The organism is Kaistella palustris DSM 21579, assembly GCF_000422265.1.
In the GTDB taxonomy this organism is placed as follows: domain Bacteria; phylum Bacteroidota; class Bacteroidia; order Flavobacteriales; family Weeksellaceae; genus Kaistella; species Kaistella palustris.
Window position 1 is genome coordinate 288,411 of record NZ_KE383812.1, and the last position, 26,065, is coordinate 314,475.

Annotated in this window: 21 protein-coding genes; 18 read left to right on the forward strand and 3 right to left on the reverse strand. The window is 40.8% G+C overall.

What is annotated here, in order from left to right:
* Positions 1-128: 128 nt before the first annotated feature.
* Positions 129-461, reverse strand: a complete 333-nt coding sequence (locus H562_RS0111405; protein ID WP_027377622.1) for a zinc ribbon domain-containing protein YjdM — start codon at positions 459-461, stop codon at positions 129-131.
* A gap of 289 nt (positions 462-750) precedes the next feature.
* Here H562_RS0111405 and H562_RS0111410 point away from each other — a divergent pair, with 289 nt between their 5' ends.
* Together H562_RS0111410 and H562_RS0111415 are read left to right on the forward strand one after the other, a co-directional pair.
* Positions 751-1,956: an RsmB/NOP family class I SAM-dependent RNA methyltransferase gene (locus H562_RS0111410; protein ID WP_027377623.1), complete on the forward strand. Its 1,206-nt coding sequence runs from the start codon at positions 751-753 to the stop codon at positions 1,954-1,956.
* A gap of 806 nt (positions 1,957-2,762) precedes the next feature.
* The gene (locus tag H562_RS0111415) at positions 2,763-4,355 is read left to right on the forward strand and encodes a GMC family oxidoreductase N-terminal domain-containing protein (RefSeq protein WP_027377624.1); all 1,593 of its coding nucleotides are present in this window, start codon (positions 2,763-2,765) and stop codon (positions 4,353-4,355) included.
* A 76-nt stretch (positions 4,356-4,431) separates the two neighbouring features.
* Here the strand turns inward: H562_RS0111415 and H562_RS0111420 are convergent, their stop codons facing one another.
* Both H562_RS0111420 and H562_RS0111425 read right to left on the reverse strand, forming a co-directional pair.
* On the reverse strand, positions 4,432-7,686 hold the full coding sequence (locus tag H562_RS0111420) for a T9SS type A sorting domain-containing protein (RefSeq protein WP_084466367.1): 3,255 nt from the start codon (positions 7,684-7,686) through the stop codon (positions 4,432-4,434).
* A gap of 26 nt (positions 7,687-7,712) precedes the next feature.
* The gene (locus H562_RS0111425; RefSeq protein WP_084466368.1) at positions 7,713-9,743 is read right to left on the reverse strand and encodes a T9SS type A sorting domain-containing protein; all 2,031 of its coding nucleotides are present in this window, start codon (positions 9,741-9,743) and stop codon (positions 7,713-7,715) included.
* Positions 9,744-9,955: 212 nt separating this feature from the next.
* Between H562_RS0111425 and asnB the strand changes: the two genes are divergently transcribed.
* From asnB to H562_RS0111525, 16 genes are all read left to right on the forward strand, one after another.
* Positions 9,956-11,626, forward strand: a complete 1,671-nt coding sequence (gene asnB / locus H562_RS0111430) for an asparagine synthase B (protein WP_027377627.1) — start codon at positions 9,956-9,958, stop codon at positions 11,624-11,626.
* A 104-nt stretch (positions 11,627-11,730) separates the two neighbouring features.
* Complete coding sequence (locus tag H562_RS0111440; protein WP_051190491.1) at positions 11,731-12,093, forward strand: hypothetical protein; 363 nt, start codon at positions 11,731-11,733, stop codon at positions 12,091-12,093.
* Between the two features lie 52 nt (positions 12,094-12,145).
* A complete protein-coding gene (locus H562_RS0111445; protein ID WP_027377629.1) occupies positions 12,146-13,555 on the forward strand; it encodes an MFS transporter in 1,410 nt (469 codons plus the stop codon).
* 270 nt (positions 13,556-13,825) lie between these two features.
* Positions 13,826-15,334: a catalase gene (locus tag H562_RS15065; protein WP_034691110.1), complete on the forward strand. Its 1,509-nt coding sequence runs from the start codon at positions 13,826-13,828 to the stop codon at positions 15,332-15,334.
* An 85-nt stretch (positions 15,335-15,419) separates the two neighbouring features.
* The gene (locus tag H562_RS0111460) at positions 15,420-15,992 is read left to right on the forward strand and encodes a TMEM175 family protein (protein WP_027377630.1); all 573 of its coding nucleotides are present in this window, start codon (positions 15,420-15,422) and stop codon (positions 15,990-15,992) included.
* 17 nt (positions 15,993-16,009) lie between these two features.
* Complete coding sequence (locus H562_RS0111465) at positions 16,010-16,270, forward strand: GNAT family N-acetyltransferase (RefSeq protein WP_027377631.1); 261 nt, start codon at positions 16,010-16,012, stop codon at positions 16,268-16,270.
* A 286-nt stretch (positions 16,271-16,556) separates the two neighbouring features.
* Entirely contained in the window at positions 16,557-17,993 is a 1,437-nt protein-coding gene (locus tag H562_RS0111470) for a sodium:solute symporter (protein ID WP_027377632.1), read from the forward strand.
* Positions 17,994-18,066: 73 nt separating this feature from the next.
* Complete coding sequence (locus H562_RS0111475) at positions 18,067-19,134, forward strand: type I restriction endonuclease (protein ID WP_027377633.1); 1,068 nt, start codon at positions 18,067-18,069, stop codon at positions 19,132-19,134.
* Positions 19,135-19,244: 110 nt separating this feature from the next.
* Entirely contained in the window at positions 19,245-20,096 is an 852-nt protein-coding gene (locus H562_RS0111480) for a transketolase (protein ID WP_027377634.1), read from the forward strand.
* Between the two features lie 453 nt (positions 20,097-20,549).
* Positions 20,550-21,497: a transketolase family protein gene (locus H562_RS0111490; RefSeq protein ID WP_027377635.1), complete on the forward strand. Its 948-nt coding sequence runs from the start codon at positions 20,550-20,552 to the stop codon at positions 21,495-21,497.
* Positions 21,498-21,730: 233 nt separating this feature from the next.
* Entirely contained in the window at positions 21,731-21,973 is a 243-nt protein-coding gene (locus H562_RS0111495) for a hypothetical protein (RefSeq protein WP_027377636.1), read from the forward strand.
* Positions 21,974-22,480: 507 nt separating this feature from the next.
* Positions 22,481-23,500, forward strand: a complete 1,020-nt coding sequence (locus H562_RS0111505) for a sodium:calcium antiporter (RefSeq protein WP_027377637.1) — start codon at positions 22,481-22,483, stop codon at positions 23,498-23,500.
* Between the two features lie 171 nt (positions 23,501-23,671).
* Positions 23,672-24,205 carry a DUF488 domain-containing protein gene (locus H562_RS0111510; RefSeq protein ID WP_027377638.1) on the forward strand — a complete coding sequence of 178 codons (534 nt, stop codon included), beginning with the start codon at positions 23,672-23,674 and terminating at the stop codon, positions 24,203-24,205.
* 5 nt (positions 24,206-24,210) lie between these two features.
* The gene (locus tag H562_RS0111515; RefSeq protein ID WP_034691112.1) at positions 24,211-24,432 is read left to right on the forward strand and encodes a hypervirulence associated TUDOR domain-containing protein; all 222 of its coding nucleotides are present in this window, start codon (positions 24,211-24,213) and stop codon (positions 24,430-24,432) included.
* Between the two features lie 498 nt (positions 24,433-24,930).
* Complete coding sequence (locus H562_RS0111520) at positions 24,931-25,146, forward strand: hypervirulence associated TUDOR domain-containing protein (RefSeq protein WP_027377640.1); 216 nt, start codon at positions 24,931-24,933, stop codon at positions 25,144-25,146.
* An 8-nt stretch (positions 25,147-25,154) separates the two neighbouring features.
* Positions 25,155-26,036 (forward strand): LysR substrate-binding domain-containing protein, encoded by an 882-nt coding sequence (locus tag H562_RS0111525; RefSeq protein ID WP_027377641.1) that lies wholly within the window; start codon positions 25,155-25,157, stop codon positions 26,034-26,036.
* Positions 26,037-26,065: the final 29 nt, after the last annotated feature.

Below are 26,065 nucleotides of genomic sequence, written 5' to 3' on the forward strand. Positions count from 1 at the left end.
TTTACAACGTAAGGAAATTTTTGGTTAATTCTCTTTCTGCCCCTGAGACGAAATTAGTGCAGTTCATCTGTACAACCAAGTCTTTGAAATGGAACACTGTCCAAATTTTTCCTTTTTCTTTTTTTGAATTATGCCTTTTTTACAAACTCAGATTTCAGTGCCATAGAACCGAAGCCATCGATTTTGCAGTCGATATTATGATCGCTGTCCGGGCGAAGTCGGATATTTTTCACTTTGGTTCCGGCTTTCACGGGTTTTGGCGCACCTTTTACGGGAAGATCCTTTACCACTACTACTGTATCGCCATCCTGCAGTTCGTTTCCGTTGGCATCTAATATTTTATCTTCTTCCGCTGTTTCGCCTGGTTTCCATTCATTGAAGCACTGGGAACAAACCATCAACCCATCCTGTTCGTAGGTGAATTCGGAATCACACTTCGGACAATTTATAGTATCGCTCATTGTATTAATTTGTGCAAAGATATTATTAATAGACACACTCTACAAGCAATACAACGCTGGTGCTTCACAAACAAAATAAACTAACTGCAATCAGGCTTTACGGGAGCAAAGGAGTCTGCGCCCCGGCTTGAACGGAAATCCACGGTGCTGCGCAAAGCGGCACCGTGATTGGGAGTGGAAGACGGAAATGTGCGCCCAAATCCCAAACATGTAATTAGGTATAAAAACCTTATTTTTGCAAAATTGTAGCCCGGAGATTCGAGGCGCATTAACCAACAAATAAATCCTAATGGAACTCATTCACAGAAACTTACTGATCGGAATTCACGACGCACTGCAGGAAACATTTTTCGAAGACCGGAAATATGCAGACAAAGTGGTGGAAAGACTACTGAAAAGCCACAAACAATGGGGCAGCGAAGACCGAAAAGTTGTTGCACAGATCTTCTACGACATCATCCGCTGGAAAAAACGGCTGGAATATTATATGGGCGAAGGCGCAAAGCCCACGAACATTTATAAAATGATCCTCGCCTATTGCCTCTGGACCAAAACACACTACAAGAAATTTGAAGAGTTCGACGGTATAAAAACCGCTGACATCATCAATAAGCTGAAGAAAAACACCGTTCCTACGAAGGCAATTGAACACTCGATCCCCGAATGGCTGGCTGAAACCCTTGAAAAAGAATTGGGCAGGAAATGGGAAAAAGAAATGAGTGCGCTGAACGAACAGGCACCGACGGTACTGCGTGTAAATACATTGAAAACAACAGCCAGAGAACTGATCTCTGATCTGCGCGATGAAAATGTGGAAGCATTCGCGGTTCACAATTATCCCGATGCCGTGCAGCTGCAGGAAAAGAAAAACGTGTTTTTAACTTCTGCCTTCAAAGACGGACTTTTTGAAGTTCAGGATGCCTCTTCACAGAAAATCGGTGAACTTCTCGACGTTAGAGAAGGCATGCGCGTGGTGGATGTCTGCGCGGGCGCAGGCGGAAAAACGCTGCATTTGGCGTCGCTGATGAAAAACAAAGGTCAGATCATCGCACTCGATATATATGAATGGAAACTCGCGGAACTGAAAAGACGCGCAAAACGAGCTGGAGCGCACAATATTGAAACGCGCTTTATCGACGACAATAAAGTCATTAAAAGACTGCATGGCACCGCCGACCGCCTGCTCATCGACTCGCCGTGTTCCGGCTTGGGTGTCTTAAAAAGAAATCCCGATTCCAAATGGAAAATCGATCAGCAATTCATCGACCGCATTAAAAAAGAACAGCAGGAAATTTTGCAGGATTATTCTAAGATTTTGAAAAAAGGCGGAAAAATGATTTACGCAACCTGTTCTATTTTGCCGAGTGAAAACAACGAACAGGTAGAACTTTTCCTGAAGAACAACGAAGGATATTCGCTCATCAAGGAGGAAAAGATGATGCCGAGCGAAGGTTTCGATGGGTTTTATATGGCGTTGATCGAGAGAAAAGCCTGATTTTTCAGGAGCAGAAAATTTTAAGATTTTCCGAAGGGTACGCCCGCTGTACGTTACAATTCCTCGGTGCGGCTGGCGCCGCGCCTGCGGGATTTTCACTGCCATCGGGGCTAGAATTGAGGTTTCATTTTATTCCGCGGGGAAGTAGAAAAACGATGCGCTATTTTCGGGCGCAGTCATTTTCAGTGGAGAATTTTATAGATAGCGTTCCTACGGAACGCCTGCGTTACCCCCTCACGCAGTTTTTTAAACACAGATAGCGTTCCTACGGAACGCGTGCGCAATTACCAATTCTTTGTTACACAGATGGCGTTTCTACGGAACGCTTTTTTACACTCATACAACTACGCTACACAGATAGCGTTCCTACGGAACGCGTGCGCAAATTGCAAATTCTTTGTTACACATATAGCGTTCCTACGGAACGCTTTATTGTACGGCGCAATCAAACAGATGCAACACAGATGGCGTTCCTACTGAACGTCTTTTGCCGAGGTAATTAAATATTTCACACAGAAAGCGTTCCTGCGAAACACCTCTTTTACACTTCAAGCAACTTCTTTATAAAGATAGCGTTCCTACGGAACGCGTGCGCAATTACCAATTCTTTGTTACACAGATGGCGTTCCTACGGAACGCCGAGCTACAGCAGCACTGTTTTCGATTACCGAACTCAACGTTCTATCGGCAATACTTAGCCGGAAAAAAAACCCAACTGTACTTTAAATTAAAAAAAAAGAGATGCCACCCACAATAGTTTTTATTTTTGTTCCCTGTTGCAGTACGCTTCTTGCTTAGAAAGGTGCATGAATCGCAAAGAATTTATACAGACAGGCAGCCTCGGCGTTGCGGCACTTTTCTTTTTGGGCAGCAGCAGTTTATTTGGAAACACTCCCCATCCGGGAAATCAGAACCGGGAAAATAAAACCATCATACTGCAAAAAGATACCGTTATCATTGGTTCCGGTTATGGCGGTTCTGTCGCAGCATTGCGTTTGTGCGAAAAAAATATTCCCGTAACACTTCTCGAAATGGGTTTAAACTGGGAAAAATCGGGTGAAAAATTTTCCACCATGATCAATCCGGGACATTCTGCAGCCTGGTTAAAATCAAAAACGATCGCGCCTTTTTTCAATCTTTTCAGTTTAGAAAAATTTACAGGAGCTTTAGACCGACTCGATTTTGAACATATCAAAATCTGGCTTGGTCGCGGAGTTGGAGGCGGTTCTCTCGTCAACGGCGGAATGGCAGTAACGCCGAAAAAAGAATATTTCCGGGAAATTTTCCCGACTTTAGATACTGAAAAATTTTACTCCACATATTTTCCTTTAGCCAATAAAGAACTCAAAACAAATGTCGCTTCGGAAGAATTTTTAGAAGATTGCGACTTTTATAAATTTACCAGAGTCGGGGAAGAAGAGGCAAAAAAAGCCGGGTTTAAAACTGTTTGTGTTCCAAATGTGTACGATTTTAAATATATGGAAAAGGAATATAAAAATGAAGTTCCACGTTCCGCTTTAGCCGGAGAAGTGATTTATGGAAATAATCACGGCAAAAATTCTCTGGACAAAACCTACCTGAAAAAAGCTTCTGACACGGGAAATTTAGAAATTCTGGATCTTCATCAGGTGAACTACATCACGCAAAATCCGGACAAAACTTATTCGCTGGATGTTTCGGTTATCAATACAAAAGGTGAGGAAATTCAGCACAAGATCATCAACACAAAAAAATTAATTCTTTCCGCCGGAACAATGGGTTCAAACGAATTGCTCCTCAAATCAAATGCGAAAACTCAGTTTCCCATCGATGAAAATGTGGGCAAAGAATGGGGAAATAATGGAAATTTTATGACGGGAAGAAATTGGGTCAAAGCATTTTCGGGCGGAACCGGATTTCAGCAATCCACCATTCCTGTTGGCGGAATTGATCATTGGGAAGATGAAAAAAAACCATTTTTTGTGGAAATCGCACCTTTACCGATGGGAATGAATGTGGCGACTTCACTTTATTTAATGGTGAATAAATTGAAAAAATTTGGCGACGTAAAATATGATCTGAAAACCGACAAGCTTCAATTAAACTGGAACGAATCGCACACTGAACATATGAAAGACAACGCAAAATATTTTCTGCGAACCATGAATAAAGCCAATGGTGGAACAAGATCGCACCTGCTTTTTGACAATGGTTTCGGTGCAGATGTTTGCTATCATCCTTTGGGTGGAATTGTTTTGGGAAAAGCGACAGACAATTTCGGAAGATTAAATGGTCATGAAAATTTTTACGTCGTGGATGGCTCTTTAATTCCGGGAACAATTGGCGTGAATCCTTTCATAACCATTACTGCCCTTGCAGAATATTGTATGGAAGAAATTCTGGAAAAGGATTTTAGTTAACTTTTTTTTAAATTTTTAGATATAAAAAACACTTCCAAATCGGAAGTGTTTTTGATTTTAAAAATAGAAGAAATCTCTAATTCTTAATAAATTTAGAGTTCACCACACCACTTTCTGTGTAGATTTTAATCAGATACATTCCTTTCATCAGATTCGAAACCGAAACGTTTTTCGCTTTACCGTCAGCAGATATTACCAGCTTCCCGCTCAGGTCAAAAATCGCTATTTTAGAAATCTTTTGCTGGGTTTCGATATTTAGAATATCGGATGTTGGGTTTGGATAAAGTGTGGTGACAAAAGCTTTTGTTTCCCCTGAAGCAAGAATCCGGGATTGTGTAACAGCGATTGTTTTAGAAGAAACACCTGTTCCGGAAATCATCACGTTGGCGGTGCGGTCCACACCCGAAACATTTGCCGTGGCCAACATGATGATTTTTGCGTCACCATTTCCGTTGATTGAATTTTTAAAATTATTTTTTTCAGTTAAACTCATGAACGAAAGATTCAGCCAGGACTGATCACTGCCGGCAATCCAATCTACGTTATTTAGAAGATCGAAACTGAAAGTGTTGCTGTTATCGGGATCGTTCCCAATGGTAATATTGTTGAGCTGTAAGTAATCTTTCGTCGGTGTTAAATAGTACGTGTCTAAATCACCAAAAGTCGCAATATACATGCTGGAAGCCCTGTTGTACGCAATCGGATAATTTAAAAGGTTATCTTGAGTGGTGAAACCGGTCACATTTATTTTATCATTACCCATAACATCAATAAAGTTGGAACCGTAGGGCGCAAAATCTACAGGTTTGAAATATTTCAGATTACCGGAAGTATCAAGTTTCATTAAAACTTTGTTTCCAGAAACCGCATCGAAAGTGTATTCTGTACCGTTAAGGTTGAGTTTATCCTTAGCGTAAAAATACGAATAGACGTTTTTATTCTCATCCAGTTCTATATTCGTATAAGCGCCCGTGTTAGCCTGGCTGGTGTGAAAGGGTTCCTGCCATATCACATTTCCTGCCGTAGAAACCTTTGCCACAAAAGGCATATATGTTACATTGGGATAAATTCTGGGTACCGGAAGTAAATCGAGTCCGACAAAATCTGTGTTTTTGTCCGCAAAATAATTTCCCATAACTACAAAATCACTGCCGTCGAAAACGACATCATTTGGCCACGCATAATTATAGTTAGCGGAATTGGCGTAGAAATTTTTGCCCCAGATCACATTTCCGGAATTATTAAATTTCAGCATAAGGTGATCTGTGTGATCCGAATTGGTAGGAATCGTAATTCCATCGAAGACATAGTCGTCACCGGAATAATTGATAGGCTCAGAGAAAACATACAAATTATTCTGTGCATCGAATACAGGAATAAAAGAGTAAATACCTACATCATAACTTTTGCCGTAAATATAATCACCGGCCGCACCAAGTTTAACCATTGAGAGATTTCCCTGCATTTGATGGCCATCTAACATAAAACCCCCATCGCCCACAATGTAAACATCGCCATTTCCATCGGTTGTAACACTTGCGCGCAGCGATTCGGAGCCTGCAAATTGTTTGGTCCACAGAAGCAGGCCCTCTTTGTCTACTTTTATCAGAACTTTTTCATTTGGTTGCATCTGCGCGGTGAAATTCACCACAGTTCCTGCAGCGTCTGTAAATGAAGAATTATAACCCCCAAGATTGGCCAGCAACAAAAGGTTATCATATTTATCAACAGCTGCAAAGTCGCCTGAAATTCCTAGTTCTCCTTTGCCGCAGTCACGCGTAAAAGTCGCGAACCACTTCGGTAAACCATCAGCCCCCAATCGGGTGACCGCACGCGAAAACATGCCCGGCTCCATACCATATTGCTTGCCAAAAAAGTTCGCGCTGCCTTCTGCGAGAGCGGTTACGAACATATCGCTTTTAGCAGAGGAGAGATGCTTCTGGAATTGATAAGAGAAAGTTCCACCCACTGCGGCATTCTTTGCTTTTGTCCACATTTGACTGCCCGTGGTCGCTTGACGTATGGATGTGACGAAAACCCTTTTGTTTAGCACGATCGTTTCCGAATATTGATTTTTATTCGAGCTCAATTTAAATCCGTAAAAAAGAGGCTGCGCTCCGCCCACATAATTTCCGGCATTATCGGACTGTAACAGAAAAGAGTAAGGCAGATTTGCCGAAGCCGGGTCAGGCGTAGTGATTGAAGAATTGGAATTAGTAAAACCGGCCGCAATTCTATTCCGGTCATTAGCGGAAATTAAAAGATTAAAGCCCGCGGAAGTCGCAATAAGTTTAGATGAAAAAAAATCCGCCCTTGGGAAAGAACCGGCATCTCTGCTAAAAGCCCCGGAGGAACGGAAAAAATCTACGGTTTGGAGGTTAGCATCTATTTTTGCCGTAAAGTAATAAAGCTTATTATAATCAAAGGAAGCATTAGGATTGTACGTATAAGACACGGTCTGGTTTCCTGCGATAAGATTTAGTGCGGATTTATTAAAACCTGTGAAAATCAACTTTTCATCGCTGCCAAAAGTGATCTCGCTAATGACGGGCGAAATGGTGTCTTCTGACGTTTTACAGGCAGCCGTGAAGTTTGCATTCTTATCACCCTTTACGATGAAAGCTGTGCGGTAGGAGATAATTTCTGAACCCAAAACTACGTCGCTGAGATTGGCTGCTCCCGAGATATATAAATCAGAATTGCGCAAAGCGACAGACTGAATCTCTGCACCATAATTTTTTTCAAAAATAAGTGTTCCTGTTTGATCATTAAGCCTCGTCAGTTTATTGTTGTTGACTATAAAAGTGTCTACACCATCACTTACCACTTTAGTTCGCGACAAAGAATTATAACCGTTCTCGAAGTATTGCACCCAGACTGCATTACCGCCCGGATTAATTTTCATTAAAAAAGCATCATTCGGATTTGCAGACGTAACCGTTTCAGCGCCCGCCGTAAGGCTTCCTTTAAATTGCCCGAAAACATATAAATTCTCAGCAGCGTCTACAGAAACATATCTCGGCGTTACGATGCCGTTTGCTCCGGCATTAAAAGTTTTAAACCATACATTGGATCCGCCTGTAGCGTCCGATTTCAAAATAAACAGGTCATCCAAACCAACAGATGTTGCAGACAAACCATCAAAGCCCACTTCCGAGGAATTCATGGTGCCGATATGGTATGCAAAGTTGTCTGAGAGTTCTACCAAAGAAAGTTCGCTGCCTCTCACCGTATTCAACTGGAATAATCTGGTATTCGACGGCGCAGTTTGCGAAAATGAAAGTGTTGAGAAAACACAGAGGAGCAGTAGGGAGAGTATATTTTTGGTCATTTTATAATTTTTAGAGCGATAATAATTTAGTTTTTCATAAATTTAGAGTTAACAACGCCCTTTTCGGTGTACAGCTTGATCAGGTACATTCCTTTAGTAAGAAGCGCTACAGAAACCTGTTTGGTACCTCCGTCGGCAGTTTTTAAAAGTTTTCCGCTTAGGTCGAAGATTTCTATTTTCGAAATTCTCTGCTGGGTTTCGATATTTAAAATGTCTGAAGTGGGATTTGGATATAAGGTGGTGACAAAAGCTTTTGTTTCTCCTGTCGCTAAAATTCCTGACTGAGTAACAGCGATTGTCTTGGCAGCCACAGCGCCGTCTCCGGAGAGTAAAACATTAGCAGTTCTCGTGGCGCCTGTATTATTTGTTTCCGCAGTTAATGAGATTTTTGCATCGCCAAAATCAGAAATTGTATTTGAAGGTGCATTTTTCTCGGCGAGTTTTATAAAAGTTAAACTCAGCCGGGACTGATCGCTTGCTGCAGTCCAGTTAACATTGTTGACTGAATCAAAAGAAAAAACATTGTTATTTTCTGGATTATTGGTTATTTCTACGTTAGATAGACTTAGGAAATTGTCTTCAGCCGTAAGATATTTTGAATCTAAATTGCCAAATGTCGCCAGATAATATTTTGGACTGGCAGTATTGGTTAGCGTATAATTTAAAAAACTGTTCTGCCACGTTACTGCGCTTACATTCAACTTGTCGTTCCCCATAACATCAATACTTCTGGAATGGTAATAGTTTACACCTGCGCCGCTTTCTCCGCCCGAATCTACCGCTCGCAGATATTTAACATTTCCGTTGGAGTCAAATTTTGTAAGTACTTTATTCCCTGCAACTGCATCGAACACATATTCTGTATTATCGAAAAATATTTTATCTTTAAAATTGAAGTAACCATAGATATTTTTATTTTCATCTACATTAATATTTGTGTAAAAACCTGAACTTGTGCTTTTCGACGTTGCTATCGCTTTCTGCCAGATCACATTGCCTGAAAAATCAATTTTAGCGATAAAACCCTGCACGTTCGAAGTCAAATATGTTGCAGGTATTAGCACATTCCCAAGTCCTACATAGTTCTCATCGGTAACCGAATCTTTAAATAAATTTCCCATTACTACGAAGTGAGTTCCATCACATACCGCATCATTCATCCAGCTGTAAGAGAATTTCGCGTTATCTGTATAGAAGTTTTTGCCCCAGATCACATTTCCATCTGCATTAAATTTCAACATAATATTATCCAGCGCATTTGGATTAGACGCGATAGTAACTCCATCAAAAACATAAGAAATTATTGTTGAATCATTCATCGGTTCTGTAAAGACATATAGATTATCCTGGGAATCGAGCACCGGGATAAACTGGAACGTCTGCAAACCGTACGATTTACTATACAGAATATTTCCAGTGTCGCCGTTCAATTTCAGAATGAATGTTTTGCCGAGATACATCCCGTCGGTCGCAGTACCTTCACCGCCCACTCCCACTACATAAATATTACCACTACTGTCGGCTATTAAGGAGGCAGCGATACAGTTGGCAATTTGTTTAGTCCAAATTTTGTTTCCGTTTTTATCTAATCTCACAATGATTTTTTGGAAATTATTTCCATTATTAAATGTAAAATTTTCGACGATTTCGGCAGCATCTGTGAACGCAGAACTGGGTGATGACGTGTTAAAAACTACTGTAATATTATCTTGCGGATCAACACAGGCGAAATCCGACCTCACATTGCTGCTGACATAATTATCATCCTGACCGATGAATTTTGCATGCCAGATCGGAATGCCGTCTTTTCCTATTCTGGTAATATATTTTGTATTAAAGATATTGGCAGCTTGCCCGTAATAATTATATCCACCATTTGAACTGACGGTTTGATAAATTTCATCTGGTGCTGAAGTAAGATGTTTTATAAAAGAATTGGCATAATATCCCTGCGTTTTAGTCGGCTGAAATAACCGCGTATTTGGCGGAGCAGTTTGCGAAAACATCAATGTTGAGAAAACACAGATGAACAGTAGGGAGAGGAAATTTCTTTTCATAAATAAATTTCGGTAAATATATTGTTTTATACCCCTCAACCTAATATTTTTCGCATCAGTCACAGGATTTACGATTCTAACTTAAAATTTTCCTTTTATAAAAATAATACGCGAAAAATATTAACCTATTTGTGTTTTTTCTTTTCTTTTGTAAAGTTTTACAATATGTTTGCAACAGAATATTAATTATTAATCATCAACCCATTATAGATATGTGTGGAATTGTATGTCTCTTCGACGCCAAACAGAAAACCGAAATTCTAAGACCGCAGGTTTTAGAAATGTCCAAGAAAATCAGACATCGCGGTCCGGACTGGAGCGGGATTTTCCAGAATGAAAAAGTAATTTTCTCCCATGAAAGATTGGCAATTGTAGATCCAACTTCCGGGAAACAGCCACTTTTTTCGAAAGACAAAAAAATCGTTTTAGCCGTTAATGGTGAAATCTATAACCACCGTGAGTTACGTCTGGAGTTCCCGGCATATGATTTTCAAACTGAATCTGATTGCGAAGTCATCATTCCTTTATTTCAGAAATATGGAAAAAATTTCGTGGATAAACTGAACGGAATTTTCGCCTTTGCGATTTACGATATCGAAAATGATGTTTATTTTGTAGCGAGAGATCATATGGGAATTTGTCCTCTTTATCAAGGTTGGGACAAAAACGGAAATTATTACGTAGCTTCAGAATTAAAAGCATTGGAAGGCGTTTGCAAAACCATCGAAAATTTTTTACCGGGACATTTTCTTTTCAGTCTTGATGGCTACGAAATGCAGCAATGGTACAAAAGAGATTGGGAAGATTTTGAAAACGTAAAAGACAATAAAACTGACATTGCAGAACTGCGAAAAGCTCTGGAAGACGCAGTTCACCGACAATTAATGAGCGATGTTCCTTATGGAGTTTTACTTTCGGGCGGTTTGGATTCGTCTATTATTTCCGCAGTTACGGCAAAATATTCCCGAAACAGAATTGAAAGTGGCGATACGCAGGAAGCTTGGTATCCACGTTTGCACAGTTTCGCAGTTGGTTTGGAAGGAAGTCCGGATTTGGCAGCGTCAAAAAAAGTTGCCGATCATATTGGTTCCATCCATCACGAAGTTCATTTCACCGTTCAGGAAGGTTTAGACGCAGTTCGCGACGTCATTTATCATTTGGAAACCTATGATGTGACGACGATTCGAGCTTCAACTCCGATGTATTTATTGGCAAGAGTCATTAAATCGATGGGTATAAAAATGGTGCTTTCGGGAGAAGGTGCTGATGAAATTTTCGGCGGCTATTTATATTTTCACAAAGCGCCAAACGCAAAAGAATTCCACGAAGAAAACGTTCGAAAACTGAACAAACTTCATCTTTATGATTGTTTAAGAGCCAACAAATCCTTGATGAGTTGGGGAATTGAAGGCAGAGTTCCTTTCTTAGATAAAGAATTTATGGATGTTGCGATGCGCCTGAATACAAAAGATAAAATGGTAGCTGCACACGAACCGAAAATTGAAAAATGGGTTCTTCGAAAAGCTTTCGAAGATCTATTGCCGGAAAATATTACGTGGCGACAAAAAGAACAGTTCTCTGATGGAGTTGGATATTCCTGGATCGATTCTTTGAAAGAAGTTGCAGACAAAGAAATTTCGGATGAAATGATGACGAATGCGAAATTCCGGTTTCCATTAAATACTCCTCAAAATAAAGAAGAATACCGTTACCGCACCATTTTTGAAGAACATTTTCCAAGTGAAACTGCGGCTGCAACTGTTCCGTCTGTTCCTTCCGTTGCGTGTTCTACGCCAATTGCTTTGGAATGGGACGAAGCTTTTAAAAATGCAAACGATCCAAGTGGAAGAGCGGTTTTATCGGTGCATGAGGATTCCTATTAGTAAAAAAGAAATCTTTTTTAAAAACCTGCCGTTGACTTCGGCAGGTTTTTTTCATGCTAAAGATTTTATCCACAAATTTTTTCTTTTTATCTAAATCTTACAGCATGTCTACAGATCTCCACATTTTCCACAAAACAATTTCACAGGAAGACTACGATGCGGCGGCGAAATTCCTGAACCTGCTTTATACGCCGGAGCGTGTCGCAAAACTCGTAGAAGGACTTAAGAAAAGTCCGGTCCAGGTGAATAAAGCAGTGGACATTCTACGCGCCGCTGAGTTGGAGCTCCTGCCCATCGAGAATCCCAACGTTCAGAAAAACCTTTTCAAAGCCAGAAAGAACGAAAAAATGGCGCCGGTCGTTTTAGTCCGAGGCGAACATAAACTAATTGTTGCCGACGGTTACCACAGGATTTGTACCGCATATTACCTGCGCGAAGATGTGGAAATTCCCTTTATTATCGCTTAAGGAATCTATAATTTTAAATTAAAGCAGTTTATTACGCAGTCAAAACTTATATATGAACTTTGCACCTTTTCCGAACGCCGATTCGCCCATTAAAAAATATCTGCCCATCATTCTGGCGACGTCCATTTTTATGCAGATGCTGGATTCTACTATTTTGAATACCTCCCTGCCCTCCATTGCGAAAGATCTGCAGGAATCTCCACTTAATATGCAGAACGCCATCATCAGTTACGTTCTTACACTCGCACTGTTTATGCCGGTCAGCGGTTTTCTGGCGGATAAGTTTGGGACCAAAAAAGTTTTTCTGTTTTCACTGGTCCTTTTTATTTTGGGTTCTCTTTTTTGTGCTTTGTCTCAAAATCTTACACAACTTGTACTCGCACGGATCGTACAGGGACTTGGCGGAAGTTTAATGACGCCTGTCGGCAGGCTTGCATTAATAAAAACGTATGAAAAGAATGAACTTGTAAAGGCGATGAATTACGCCATCATTCCGGCACTCATCGGGCCGGTGCTGGGACCGTTGGTTGGCGGATATATGGTGGATTATCTTTCCTGGCACTGGATTTTTCTGATCAATATTCCCATTGGTCTGGCCGGGATATTTCTTTCGCTGAAATTTATGCCGGACTACAAATCGAGCGAAATTTCCTTTGATTTGAAAGGCTTTCTGATTTTTGCCTCCGCCTCGCTTCTGCTGTCAGTATCGCTGGAAATGCTTGGGAATGCAAGACATACAACGCTGATCCTCCTCATATTTACTTTGGGATTTCTGATGATCTATTATTACTACAAACATGCAAAGAAAACGCGCAATCCCATCTTTCCGCTCAACCTCTTTAAAGTAAGAACTTTCCGCGTGGGAATTATAGGAAATCTGGCGACACGTCTGGGAATCAGTTCCGTACCGCTCCTGCTCCCGCTTATGGTACAGATCGCGTATGGTGAAAGTGCGGTGGTTTCGGGCTGGATCGTGGCTCCCATGGCACTCACCGCCATGGTGGGGAAATCGATTGTCATTAAGATCCTCGATTTTTTCGGCTATCGCAGTACGCTTATGACCAATACATTCATCATCGGAATATTAATTACCTGTCTGGGAATTCCGGGGATCAACACTTCCATTTACTGGTTTATACCGATCATTTCAGTACTTGGTTTTTTTAATTCCATTCAGTTTACTGCAATGAATACGATTGCGATTGCCGATCTGCGCCAGTCGCATACAAGCAGCGGAAATTCCCTGCTCGCCGTAAACCAGCAACTTGCTTTGGGTTTTGGTATTGCTTTGGGACTTATTATCTTAAAGCTTCTGGAAAATAATTCAGTATTTATTGGCGGCGATACTCATCAGGCTTTCCGTTATACATTTTATATTGTGGGATCTTTGACGGTTTTATCTGGTGTTGTTTTCCGGAGACTGCACTCCAAAGATGGCGACAATATGAAATCGCAGATCTAAATTCCGGCGGCAGTTTTTCTTCACTTTTCCTGAAGTTTCCGGCATGTTCAGAAGTCTCAAATACTTCCTGAAGAGGAAAGAATCATCCATTAAGGAGCGATATTTTAATACTAAAATATTCCTTTTTTCAAATGTTTGTTCGTGGTATAGAAACCATTAAAAGAAAATATCAAAATCATTCATTATAAATAAGATAGCCATATTAGACAGAATAAATGATAACCGTCGGTTTTAATTCCTAACTTTATTTCATTAATAAAAATAAAAATCATGGACGACAGGAAAAAACTTACGAGACAGACCGGCGCACCCGTTCCGGATAATCAGAACACGCAAACCGCAGGACCAAGAGGTCCGTTACTGATGCAGGATTTTTGGTTTTTGGAAAAAATGGCCAATTTCGACAGAGAAGTCATTCCTGAAAGAAGAATGCATGCCAAAGGTTCCGGTGCTTTCGGCACTTTTACCGTAACACATGATATTACGCAATATTCCAAAGCCAGCATCTTCAGCGAAATTGGAAAGAAAACAGATTTGTTTGCGCGCTTTTCAACAGTTGCAGGCGAAAGAGGCGCCGCCGACGCCGAAAGAGATATCCGCGGTTTTGCTTTAAAGTTTTATACCGATGAAGGAATTTGGGATATGGTCGGCAATAACACACCGGTTTTCTTTTTCCGCGATCCCATGAAATTTCCCGATCTGAACCACGCCGTAAAACGCGATCCGAAAACCAATATGCGCGATGCCAACAACAACTGGGATTTCTGGACCTTACTGCCCGAGGCGCTCCACCAGGTGACCATTCTGATGAGTGACCGCGGACTGCCGCACGGCTATCGCCACATGCACGGTTTCAGCAGCCACACTTACAGTTTCATTAATAAAGACAATGTTCGGCATTGGGCAAAATTCCATTTCAGAACCCAGCAGGGAATTGAAAACCTGACCGATGAAGAAGCCGGAAAAATAATCGCTGCAGACCGCGAATCAGCGCAGCGTGATCTCTTTGAAAATATTGAAAAAGGCAATTTTCCGAAATGGAAAATGTATGTACAGATCATGACCGAAGAACAGGCCAAAACCTACCGTTTTCACCCGTTCGATCTCACGAAAGTTTGGTCGAAAAAAGATTTCCCTTTAATTGAAGTCGGCGAATTCGAACTCAATAAAAACGCAGAAAATTATTTTGCTGATGTAGAACAGGCCGCCTTTAATCCCACCAATATTGTTACCGGCATCGGATTTTCTCCCGACAAAATGTTGCAGGGAAGACTGTTTTCCTACGGTGATGCACAAAGATATCGACTGGGTGTAAATCATTATCAAATCCCCGTAAACCAACCGAGATGTCCTTATCACGCTTTTCACCGCGACGGTCAAATGCGCGTGGATGGAAATTATGGCGCCACAAAACATTATGAACCAAACAGTTTCGGCGAATGGCAGGAACAGCCTTCCGCAAAAGAGCCGCCCCTGGAACTTTCCGGCGACGCGTATGCACATAACTTTAGAGATGATGACGACGATTATTATACCCAGCCCGGCGACCTTTACCGCATCATCAAAAAAGACGGCAAGGAACAATTGCTTTTCAACAATACCGCGGCGAATGTAGGTAATGCTGAGAAATTCATCCAGATCCGCCATATCCGGAACTGCTACAAAGCAGATCCTGAATACGGTGAAGGTGTAGCAAAAGCACTGGGAATGAGCATGGATGAAGTGAACAGTTTTGATCTGACGCCATACGATAAGTGGGCACCGAAAAAATCGATGTAATTGAAAATTTTAAAAAGTGGAAAGATATCTTTACTAATGACTTTCCACTCTTTTTTAAATTTACCCGCACTTTAAAAATAAAAATATGACAAAAGGAAGGCTCGAAGCTTTCAGCGACGGCGTTCTCGCCATCATCATCACCATCATGGTTTTGGGTTTGCAAATCCCCGGCGGCCACTCTTTTGAAGATCTGAAACCGCTGTTCTTTAAATTCCTGTCGTACCTCTTTAGTTTTATTTATGTAGGAATTTACTGGAATAATCACCACCATCTTTTTCAGGCGACCAAGCGCGTCAACGGCAAAATACTGTGGGCTAATCTGCATCTTCTGTTTTGGCTGTCGGTGCTTCCTTTTGCCACTTCGTGGATGGGCGAAAATAATTTTGCTGAAAACCCGGTGGCACTTTATGGTTTTGTATTATTAATGGCGGCTGTGGCCTTTAATATGCTCGAGAAATTCTGTGTTCAGAGCGACGGATACGATTCTGCCATCGCCAAAGCGCTTCGGTCGACACTCAAGGAAAAACTTTCGATCCTGTTCTATGCTTCGGGCGTTGGTCTGTCTTTTGTTTTTCCTGTCGTGGCCGTGATCTTGTATTATGTAGTCGCGATGATGTGGATCATTCCGGATCTTCGGATCGAAAAAACCTTAGAATAACTTTTAAAAATAGAAATATGAGCGAAGTAAAACTCAACGGAAACAACTTTGAACTTTTTGTAGATGGTGCAAAAGCGGGTGAAATGACTTTTCAGAAGAAAGATGACGGATCAATTGACATTGTCCATACCCAGGTCGATGAGAAATATTCGGGTCAGGGGTTGGGAAAAGAACTTGTAAAAGCAGGAACCGATTACGCCAAATCCCAAAATCTGAAAGTGACAGCATCCTGTCCATATGCACACAAAGTGATTTCATCGACACCAGAATTTCAGTAATTTGCAAATGTGATATTGGAATCTTTCAATAACAGCAAACCTTTCTGTCAAGCAGAAAGGTTTTTTATGTATAAATATGAAGCTAGGGCGTTTTCATACTAAAACATCCGATTCTGAAGGGATTTGTGTTTGAAATAAAGACCTTTAATGCTGTAATTAATAATCCATAAAATACTGAAAGAAGCGGCAATATTCCGACTGGCAATAAATTGTTTACGGCCGGTCGTATGGCTCCGAAATCACCTCAAAAAAACTATATTTGTCAAAATTTTTAAAAATAAATTCTATGAATCCCATCGTGTTGCTGTTGATCATCGTTGCCTATTTTGCACTTTTGCTCTGGGTAGCTTACCGAACCGGAAAAAACAGTAACAACGAGAGTTTCTTCATCGGAAACCGAAAAAGTAACTGGATGCTTGTGGCTTTTGGGATGATCGGAACTTCACTTTCGGGCGTAACATTTGTGTCGGTTCCGGGTGCGGTTGGTGCGGATTCCTTTCATTATCTGCAGATTACGATCGGTTATCTGATAGGATATGTTATTATCGCTTACGTACTTTTGCCACTGTATTACCGCCTGAAACTCACGTCAATCTACGGTTACCTGCAGGAACGAATGGGACAGATTTCCTATAAATCCGGTGCCTGGATCTTTATCGTTTCGCGTTTGGTCGGTGCAACAGCGCGGCTTTATCTCGTTGTAAATATTCTGCAGCTTGCTATTTTAGACAGTTTTGGTGTCCCATTTATCGTAACCACGCTGGTTATACTGGCAATGATCATTCTTTATACTTACGAAGGCGGCGTGAAAACCATTGTGTGGACCGATACGCTGCAAACCACCTGTATGCTGTTAGGCCTTATTATATGTTCAGTATATATGATGAATCACCTTGGATTAAATTTCACCGACAGCATCACGCAAATGCAGAAATCCGGTTACACAGAAATCTTTAACATAGATGTAAACAGTAAGGCTTTCTTCTTCAAACAGGTATTGGCAGGCGCTTTCATCACCATAACAATGACGGGGATCGATCAGGAGATGATGCAGAAATCGCTGTCGGTAACTAAACTGAAAGATTCGCAGAAAAATATGGTTACACTGGGATTTGTACTTGTGCTGGTAATTTCCCTCTTTCTTTTTATGGGTGGGCTGCTGCACCTTTACGGGCAAACTGAGCATGTGGTAAGTTCCGGCGACCAACTATTTCCCGATATTGCGCTTAACCACATGCCGCCATTTATTTCGGTAATATTTATCATCGCGCTGATCTCCGCGCTTTTTCCGAGTGCCGATGGTGCAATGACCGCTTTAACCTCATCACTCTGTATTGATATTTTCGGCTTGAAGGAGAAAAAAATTTCCGATAAAGCACAGGAGAAGTTCCGGAAACGCATTCACCTCATTGTGGCGTTTTCATTTTTAATCATGGTGATCATCTTTAAACTGATCAATGACAATTCGATGATCGGTCTGATCCTGAAGCTCGCAGGCTTCACCTACGGTCCGCTTCTTGGCTTATTTGCTTTCGGAATTTTTACAAAATTCCGTGTTCAGGACAGACTTGTGCCATATGTCTGTATTGCGGCGCCGGTGATTTCGTATTTCATCGATAAGTTTCAGGAAAATATTTTCGGTGATTTCAAGATCGGTTTGGAACTGCTCATCATTAATGGTTTGCTTACTTTTCTTGGGTTGTGGTTGATAAGGAAGAAATAAAAACTTTTAATATATAATTCACTGCTCCGTAGTACTGCTTTTGTTATATTTGTAACAAAACCAAAACACAACTATGGATTTGAAAATTAAACTCCAGCAGTTGCATCAGCGAGTAGATGCATTAAAAGACCAAATTAATACTGAGGAAGCTACAAAAAATGCTTTTGTAATGCCTTTTATCCAAATTTTAGGCTACGATATATTTAATCCTACTGAGGTAATTCCAGAATATATTTGTGACATTGGAACAAAAAAGGGTGAAAAAATTGATTATGTCATTAAAAAAGATAATGAACCGATCTTCATTATTGAATGCAAACACTGGAAAGAAAATGCCGATGCTCATAATTCCCAACTTCACAGATATTATCACGTCTCCAGAGCTAGATTCGGAGTGCTTACCAATGGGCATACATATAACTTTTATACCGATTTGGAGAAGCCTAATATCATGGACGAAAAACCGTTCTTTACTTTGGATCTAAGCGATTTGAAAGATTCATCATTAAAAATACTAGAAAACTTTACCAAGACAGACTATAACCTTGAGAGTATTTTGGATTCTGCAGAAGCAATGAAATACATTAAGGCCATTAGAAAAGAGTTCGAAAAAGAACTTGTTGAACCAAGTGATGAGTTGGTTAAATTATTGGTAAATAAATTTTACGAAAAGCCACTCACAGCCTCTAGAATGGTCACTTTCCGGGAATACACAAAAAGGGCAATCGTTAATTCCATTAATGAATCAATAAGTATACGGCTAAAATCTGCACTGAGTATTAATGATGATATTAGCAAAACACCTCCAAAACCGATTGATGAAAACATTGATTCAAACGCTGATGTACCAAAATACATTACGACTGAAGATGAACTGGAGGGATATCAAATCGTTAAAGCTATTCTCCGCGAAAAAATTTCTTCAGATCGAATCGCTTATAGAGATACTCAATCATACTTCGGTATTTTGCTGGATGATAATAACAGAAAACCAATTGCCAGGCTACATTTTAACTCTGCAAATAAATACATTGAACTTTTCCATAAAGGAAAGGATCATGGGGAAAAGATACTTTTAAATTCTCTTGATGAAATTTATGAGAGTAGAACCGAGCTTCACCTGACTCTAGCAAATTATTGATTACTTTAAATCGATCTCAAACCTTAGATCAAATCCTGCCCAAAAGCGGGATTTTTCATTTCCCAAACCCATCTAAAATCCGTAAATTCGCCTGCAAATAAATCATGATAATGAGTAAATCGATTGAAGAGCTGAAATCGCTGACAACACAGATCAGAAGAGACATTTTGCGAATGGTACACGCCGTAAATTCCGGTCATCCCGGTGGCAGTCTGGGCTGTACCGAATATTTCGCCGCCCTGTACGGCAAAGTGATGAACTACAAACTGCCCTTCACTATGAAAGGCAAAAACGAAGACCTTTTCTTCCTTTCCAACGGCCACATTTCGCCCGTCTTTTACTCCACTTTAGCCCGGTTCGGATTCTTTCCCGTTTCAGAACTCGCCACCTTCCGCAAACTCGATTCCAGACTGCAGGGTCACCCGACCACGCACGAGGGTTTACCCGGCGTTCGCGTAGCTTCAGGATCTCTGGGCCAGGGATTATCCGTCGCAATCGGTGCTGCTCTCGGAAAAAAACTCGACGGCGACAAAAGCCTCATTTATACCATGCAGGGCGATGGCGAACTTCAGGAAGGTCAGAACTGGGAAGCCTTCATGTACGCTGCAGCCAAAAAAGTCGATAACATTATTGCAACCATCGATTACAACGGCAGACAGATCGACGGCGATACCGATGATGTTTTGAATCTTGGCGACCTACACGCAAAGCTCGAAGCTTTCGGCTGGAAAGTCCTCAACGAAAAAAATGGTAACGATCTGGAAGCGGTTATCGCGATCCTGGAAAGAGCCAAAGCAGAAACCGGTCAGGGAAAACCAGTAGTGATTTTGCTCAACACAGAAATGGGATTTGGCGTTGATTATATGGTCGGAACCCACGCCTGGCACGGGAAAGCACCCAACGATGAGCAACTCGACACGGCCTTCAAACAATTATATTTAGAAGCACCGGCGGATTATTAAACTCATTTGGGCAGACATTTGACGTTGTCGAATGCGCCTTTTAAATTTTTTTATGGCAGACATTTCCGTCTGAGTTTATCCTGAGCTTGTCGAAGGACTCCCGCTTTTTTAATTGCTGGCTTCGACAGGCTCAGCCACCAATTAAAAAGAGCTCCACTCAGGCCGGGCTGCAGATCAGTTATCATAAAAAACTTGTTATTAAAAGCAAATATCTGTAATTAGCAATAGATTACATTCTTTGCGAACATTGCTAAGTGAAATTGAAGATTCGACGAAGTCAAACGCCTTTGCGAACGTAATTAAAAGCATGTAGTTAAAGAGAACTTTGCGCCCTTTGCGTTAAAATTTTTATTAGTTAAAAACGGAAATACAAATTAAAATTCGAAGAAATTCGAGAAATCAAAACATCAAAATGAAACCGCAAGGTTCCATAACAAAAAAGTAAAAATCCTCATGAAATATACTTATACAGAACAAAAAGATACAAGAAGCGGATTCGGCGCTGGATTAGCAGAATTGGCAGATAAAAACCCAAATGTCGTAGCACTTTGTGCAGACCTTATCGGATCTTTGAAAATGGAGAAATTCATTGAAAAAGCACCGGAACGTTTTTTCCAGGTCGGGATTGCTGAAGCCAACATGATGGGAATCGCAGCCGGTTTAACCATCAACGGAAAAATTCCTTTTACCGGAACTTTCGCCAACTTCTCTACTTCAAGAGTTTATGACCAGATTCGTCAGTCAATCGCTTACTCCAATAAAAATGTAAAAATTTGTGCTTCCCATGCAGGATTAACTCTGGGTGAAGATGGCGCAACACACCAGGTTTTAGAAGACATCGGAATGATGAAAATGCTTCCCGGAATGACTGTGATCAACACTTGTGATTACAACCAAACCAAAGCAGCAACATTGGCAATCGCAGATTTCGAAGGACCGGTTTATTTAAGATTCGGACGACCGGTTGTTCCGGTATTCATTCCGGAAGATATGCCTTTCGAAATCGGAAAAGGAATTATGCTTCAGGAAGGAACCGACGTCACCATCGTAGCAACCGGACATTTAGTTTGGGAATCTTTATTGGCAGCAGATGCTTTAGAGAAAGAAGGAATTTCTTGTGAAGTCATCAACATTCACACGATCAAACCTTTAGACGAAGAAATCATTTTAAAATCGGTAGAAAAAACAGGAAGAATCGTAACAGCCGAAGAACACAACTACATCGGTGGATTAGGCGAATCCGTTGCCGGAATGTTGTCCAGAAAAAGACCAACCATCCAGGAATTCGTAGCTGTAAATGACACTTTTGGAGAATCTGCAACCCCAGCAGAATTAATGAAGAAATACGGAATTGATTCGGATGCGGTACAAGCAGCGGTGAAAAGGATTATGAAGAGATAATTTCAAAAAGACGAAGAGATGATAGATCGCTACGCTTTTAGAAAATAGACCAATCCACTGATGATTTCAGTGGATTTTTTTGTAAAACATTTCCAGTTAACTATTATACCCCACGCTGCCGCACGAATCCTTTCGTGTGGTTTTTAGAATTTAAAAATTTTAAAAGGTAAATTTAGAAGTTTTGATTTTTCAAAATTTAAATTATGTAAATTTGAATTAAATATTTGGACAAAATGAATTTAGAAGCACGTAAAATATCACTGGTTCAGGAGTTTTTGAGAACTGATAACGAAAAGTTGATCGCTGCTTTAGAAAATTTACTTTACAAAACAAAAACTGAATTTTTTGAAGAGAATTTGAAACCAATGTCTTTGGCAGATTTCAATAAAGAAATTGATAAAGCCATCAATGATGACGAAAACAATCGTCTTATTCCAGCAGAAGATCTAAAGGAAAAAATCCAGAAATGGAATTAGAATTTTTATGGACTCAATTTGCAAAAGACAAACTGCAGGATATTTCTGATTACTACAAGGTAAAGTAGGAACTAAAACTTCAAGAATAGTAACTACAGAAGCGTTGACCCGCCAATCAATTTAAATAAGAATCCCAGAATTAGGCCGAAGAGGAGTTGTTGAAAGACCGCTTACCGGAATTTAGACCTTTGGTATCAACAAATTACAAAATAATCTGTTACATCAATTTTGAAACGAAGAGAATTGTTATTGCAAATGTTTTTGATGTAAGACAAAATCCTGAAAAACTACAGAAAACAAAATATTAAAACCCTGCAGCTCGAACCCGATTCCATTTAGGTTAGCCTTGTCAGGGATCCCCAATCCTTTCAAATCTGTAATTGTAAACCGAAACGCTTCGCAAAAAAGCCGACAGAATTCGAATTCAAAAATTGAATTTGATAAAATATACTTTGCCAAAGCTCATTTCTAATTTCCCGCCGTACTTTTGCTTTCTAAAACTTCTTTATGGAGCTCGCCATTCCCTTCAACTACAGCATTTGGATTTTTATTGCTTCCGTGGTTTTGCTGTGGCATTTCAGCAAAAAACTTTCTTCCGTTGTTAATTTTATCGATGATCAGTTCAGGCTGGGAAGTTCTTTTGGCGGCACCATAATTTTATCGGTCGTCACCAATCTGCCCGAAATTGCCATTACCATCAGCGGCGCTCTGAAAGGAAATATTGATCTGGCAGTGGGTAATATTCTTGGCGGTATTGTAATCCAGTCCATGCTTCTGGTTCTTTTTGATTTTGCTTCCCGCAAAGAAAAAGCGCCACTGAGTACGCTGGTAAGCAACAAAGCCAGTATTGTTCAGGGACTATTTCTGATCATCATTCTCGTGCTCGTTATTTTAGGGAAAGAGATTACATCTTCAGGTTTAATTTTCCGGACCACACCGCCGGAACTGCTGATCTTGATTTCCTGGATCACCGGCATCATCATCCTGAAAAAAGTACAGCCTAAAAAAGAACCTGCAGTAATTAAAAACGCAAAATCCAGCCAGAATAAAATGACGCGCAGATCCGCCATCGTCTGGCTCATAGGAATCTCAGCGGTCATATTGGTGTTTGGTGTTCTGCTGGAAGATACCGGAAACACCATTGCGGCAAAGTTTGGGATGAATGGTTTGATCTTCGGTGCCACCGTTCTTGCCTTCGTCACGTCGCTGCCTGAAATTTCAAGCGGACTGGCCTTCGTGAAACAGAAAACTTATCAGCCGATCATCAGTGATATATTTGGCGGAAATGCCTTTCTCCCGGTTTTATTTTTAGCCGCGACGGTGATCACCAATAAACCGATTCTGCCGAAAGCAAAAAATGTCGATCTCTATCTGACGGTGATTGCCATTCTGATTACTTCAATTTATTTGATTGGGATGGTTTTGAAAATACCGCGCCGCAAAAGGGGTTTGGGTATTGATTCCTGGATCGTTTTAGGCCTTTATATTCTCTCGGTTTTGGGGATGGTGTTTGCGCTGCGAACCTGAAAAAGCCGCCGCCAATTTTTTTTGAACATTTCTAAGAAATCAGTTCTGGAAGGTCTTCGCTAAAAAGTAATTAAATTTCTGGCCGTTTAAGCTCAGTTTCAAAAAATCACTTTTAAAAGATATATTTTAAAATCGCTAATTTTATAATCCTCAATTTCTGAAAACGCTCCTATGTCAACTCCTGAAAAACCTGTACTGTACACCATCGGTCATTCCACGCGAACGATCGAAGAATTTCTGGACCTGCTTTTTTCATTTGACATTAAAATTCTTGCCGATATACGCAGGCTGCCGGGCTCACGAAAGTTTCCACAGTTCGATCAGGATCAGCTGAAAAAATCCCTGGAGGAAAACGGGATCGAATATATTTATCTGGAAGATCTTGGTGGCCGGCGAAAACCTTCCGCAAAGTCGGTGAATACCGTTTGGCGCAACAAATCGTTTCAGGCGTACGCCGACTATATGGAAACTGATACTTTCGCCGAAGGTGCTGCAGAACTTGCGGTACTGGCTGCAGAAAAACCGACCGTCATCATGTGTTCGGAGGCGGTTTGGTGGCGTTGTCACCGCTCGATGGTGGCAGATTATTTTAAAGCAAAAGGCTGGGAAGTCCTGCACATCATGGCGCTTGGGAAAGCGACCGAGCATCCGTATACTTCACCGGCAAGAGTTGTTGGAGATCAGGTTTTTTACACTGAAAAATAGAAAAAATGGCTGCAGAACTTAAAATTGGTGATGAAGTGACCTGGAATTCCCAGTTTGGGCTCATCACTGGCAAAAGCGTTAAAAAGCATACCGCCGACTTTGAATTTATGGGTCGGCAACGTCGCGCCTCGGCAGATGATCCGCAATACGAAGTTCAAAGTTTTAAAACAGGAAAACTCGCGGCACACAAACCCTCAGCCTTAAAAAAATCAGGAGGTTCAGCGTAAACCTGCATCATCTTTATGCACTGTAACCACCGACACAAATTTATAAAACATAAGATTTAGTCCGTTTAGCAAGGTGTTTTTTAAATTTTTTTACTTATGAACTTCAAAAAATAATGCTGAATTAACCTTGACAAGGTTTTTTAAAAAGAAAGTTTCAAAAAGAAAGTTCAATAAACTCTGTAAAAGATTTAAAATTAGACAAAGTGCAAAAACCTCCTTAAAAAATAGATGATTTAAACTAAATTTAAAGTCGGCGAAAAAGTAAAATGCGATTCTGAAGCCGCAAAAGTTCAAGGAACAATCGATAACCTTGTCAAGGTTTGAAACCTTGACAAGGTTGCGCAAGAAGAAAAAGAGGTGAATTTAAAATACGAGGATTTCATAACTATGTCAGGATTTGGAACCTTGACAAGGTTGTGCAAGAAGAAACGAGATCGGCTTAAAATACGAGGATTTCAGCTCTACATTTGAATTATTAATTCAGTAAGAAATAACAAAATGGAAAAAAAATTTAAAACCGGCGACAAAGTGAGCTGGAACTCCGAAACCGGCAAAGTTTCCGGGACCATCATTAAAGTGCATACCAAAGATTTCGATTACAAAGGTTACACGCACCACGCCACAGAAGACGATCCGCAGTACGAAATCAAAAGCAGCAAAACCGATCATATCGCTGCACACAAGGGTTCGGCTTTAACGAAAACAAAAGATTAAAAAATAATATGTTCGATTACCGGCTCAAGGTTTTTTATACCGTGGCACTGCGCCTGAGTTTTACCAAAGCGGCTGAGGAACTCAGTATTTCGCAACCCGCGGTCACCCGGCACATCAGGGAAATCGAAAACCAGCTCGCCACCAAACTTTTCGACCGCAACGGCACCACCATACAGCTCACCGCCAGCGGCAATGCACTATTCGCTTACGCTGAAAAAATCCGTAATCTCAGCCGTGATCTGGAATTTACCATTTCCGAACTGAACAATAAGAAAACAGGGCGGCTCAAGATTGGCGCGAGTACCACTATTGCGCAGTATATTCTGCCCGAAATCCTCGCAAATTTTAAATCACGCTATCCGGAAATCAACCTGGAACTGGCCACACACAACACCGAAGACATAACGGCCTTGCTGAAAAATGGGCGCATCGATTTGGGCCTCGTCGAAGGTGAGTCGCAGTCGTCGCTTTTTGAATATACTGTTTTCAAAGCCGATGAGATCGTGCTCGTTTGCAAATCCGGTCATCCGCTTGCTGACCAGGAACTTTCCCTTGCCAACCTTTCCAGTATTGAATTTGTGGTTCGCGAACCCGGCTCCGGCACACAGGAGTTTATACAGAACCAACTGAAAAAATCCGGTGTCGAACTTCATCAGTTAAAAATCGCGATGCAGTTAGGCAGCAGCGAAAGCATTAAGAATTATCTGCTTCATTCGGAAAGTATGGCTTTTCTTTCTGTAAATACTGTTCTTCAGGAACTTAAAAATAAACAGCTCAGCGTGGTAAAGGTCATTGATTTTCAGATCAAACGGAATTTCCATTTTATTACTTTAAAGGGCGAACACTCAGAACTCATCAGTCTGTTTCAAAAATTCGTTGGTTATAACTAATGGTTATAGCCAAAAACAAAATATGATGA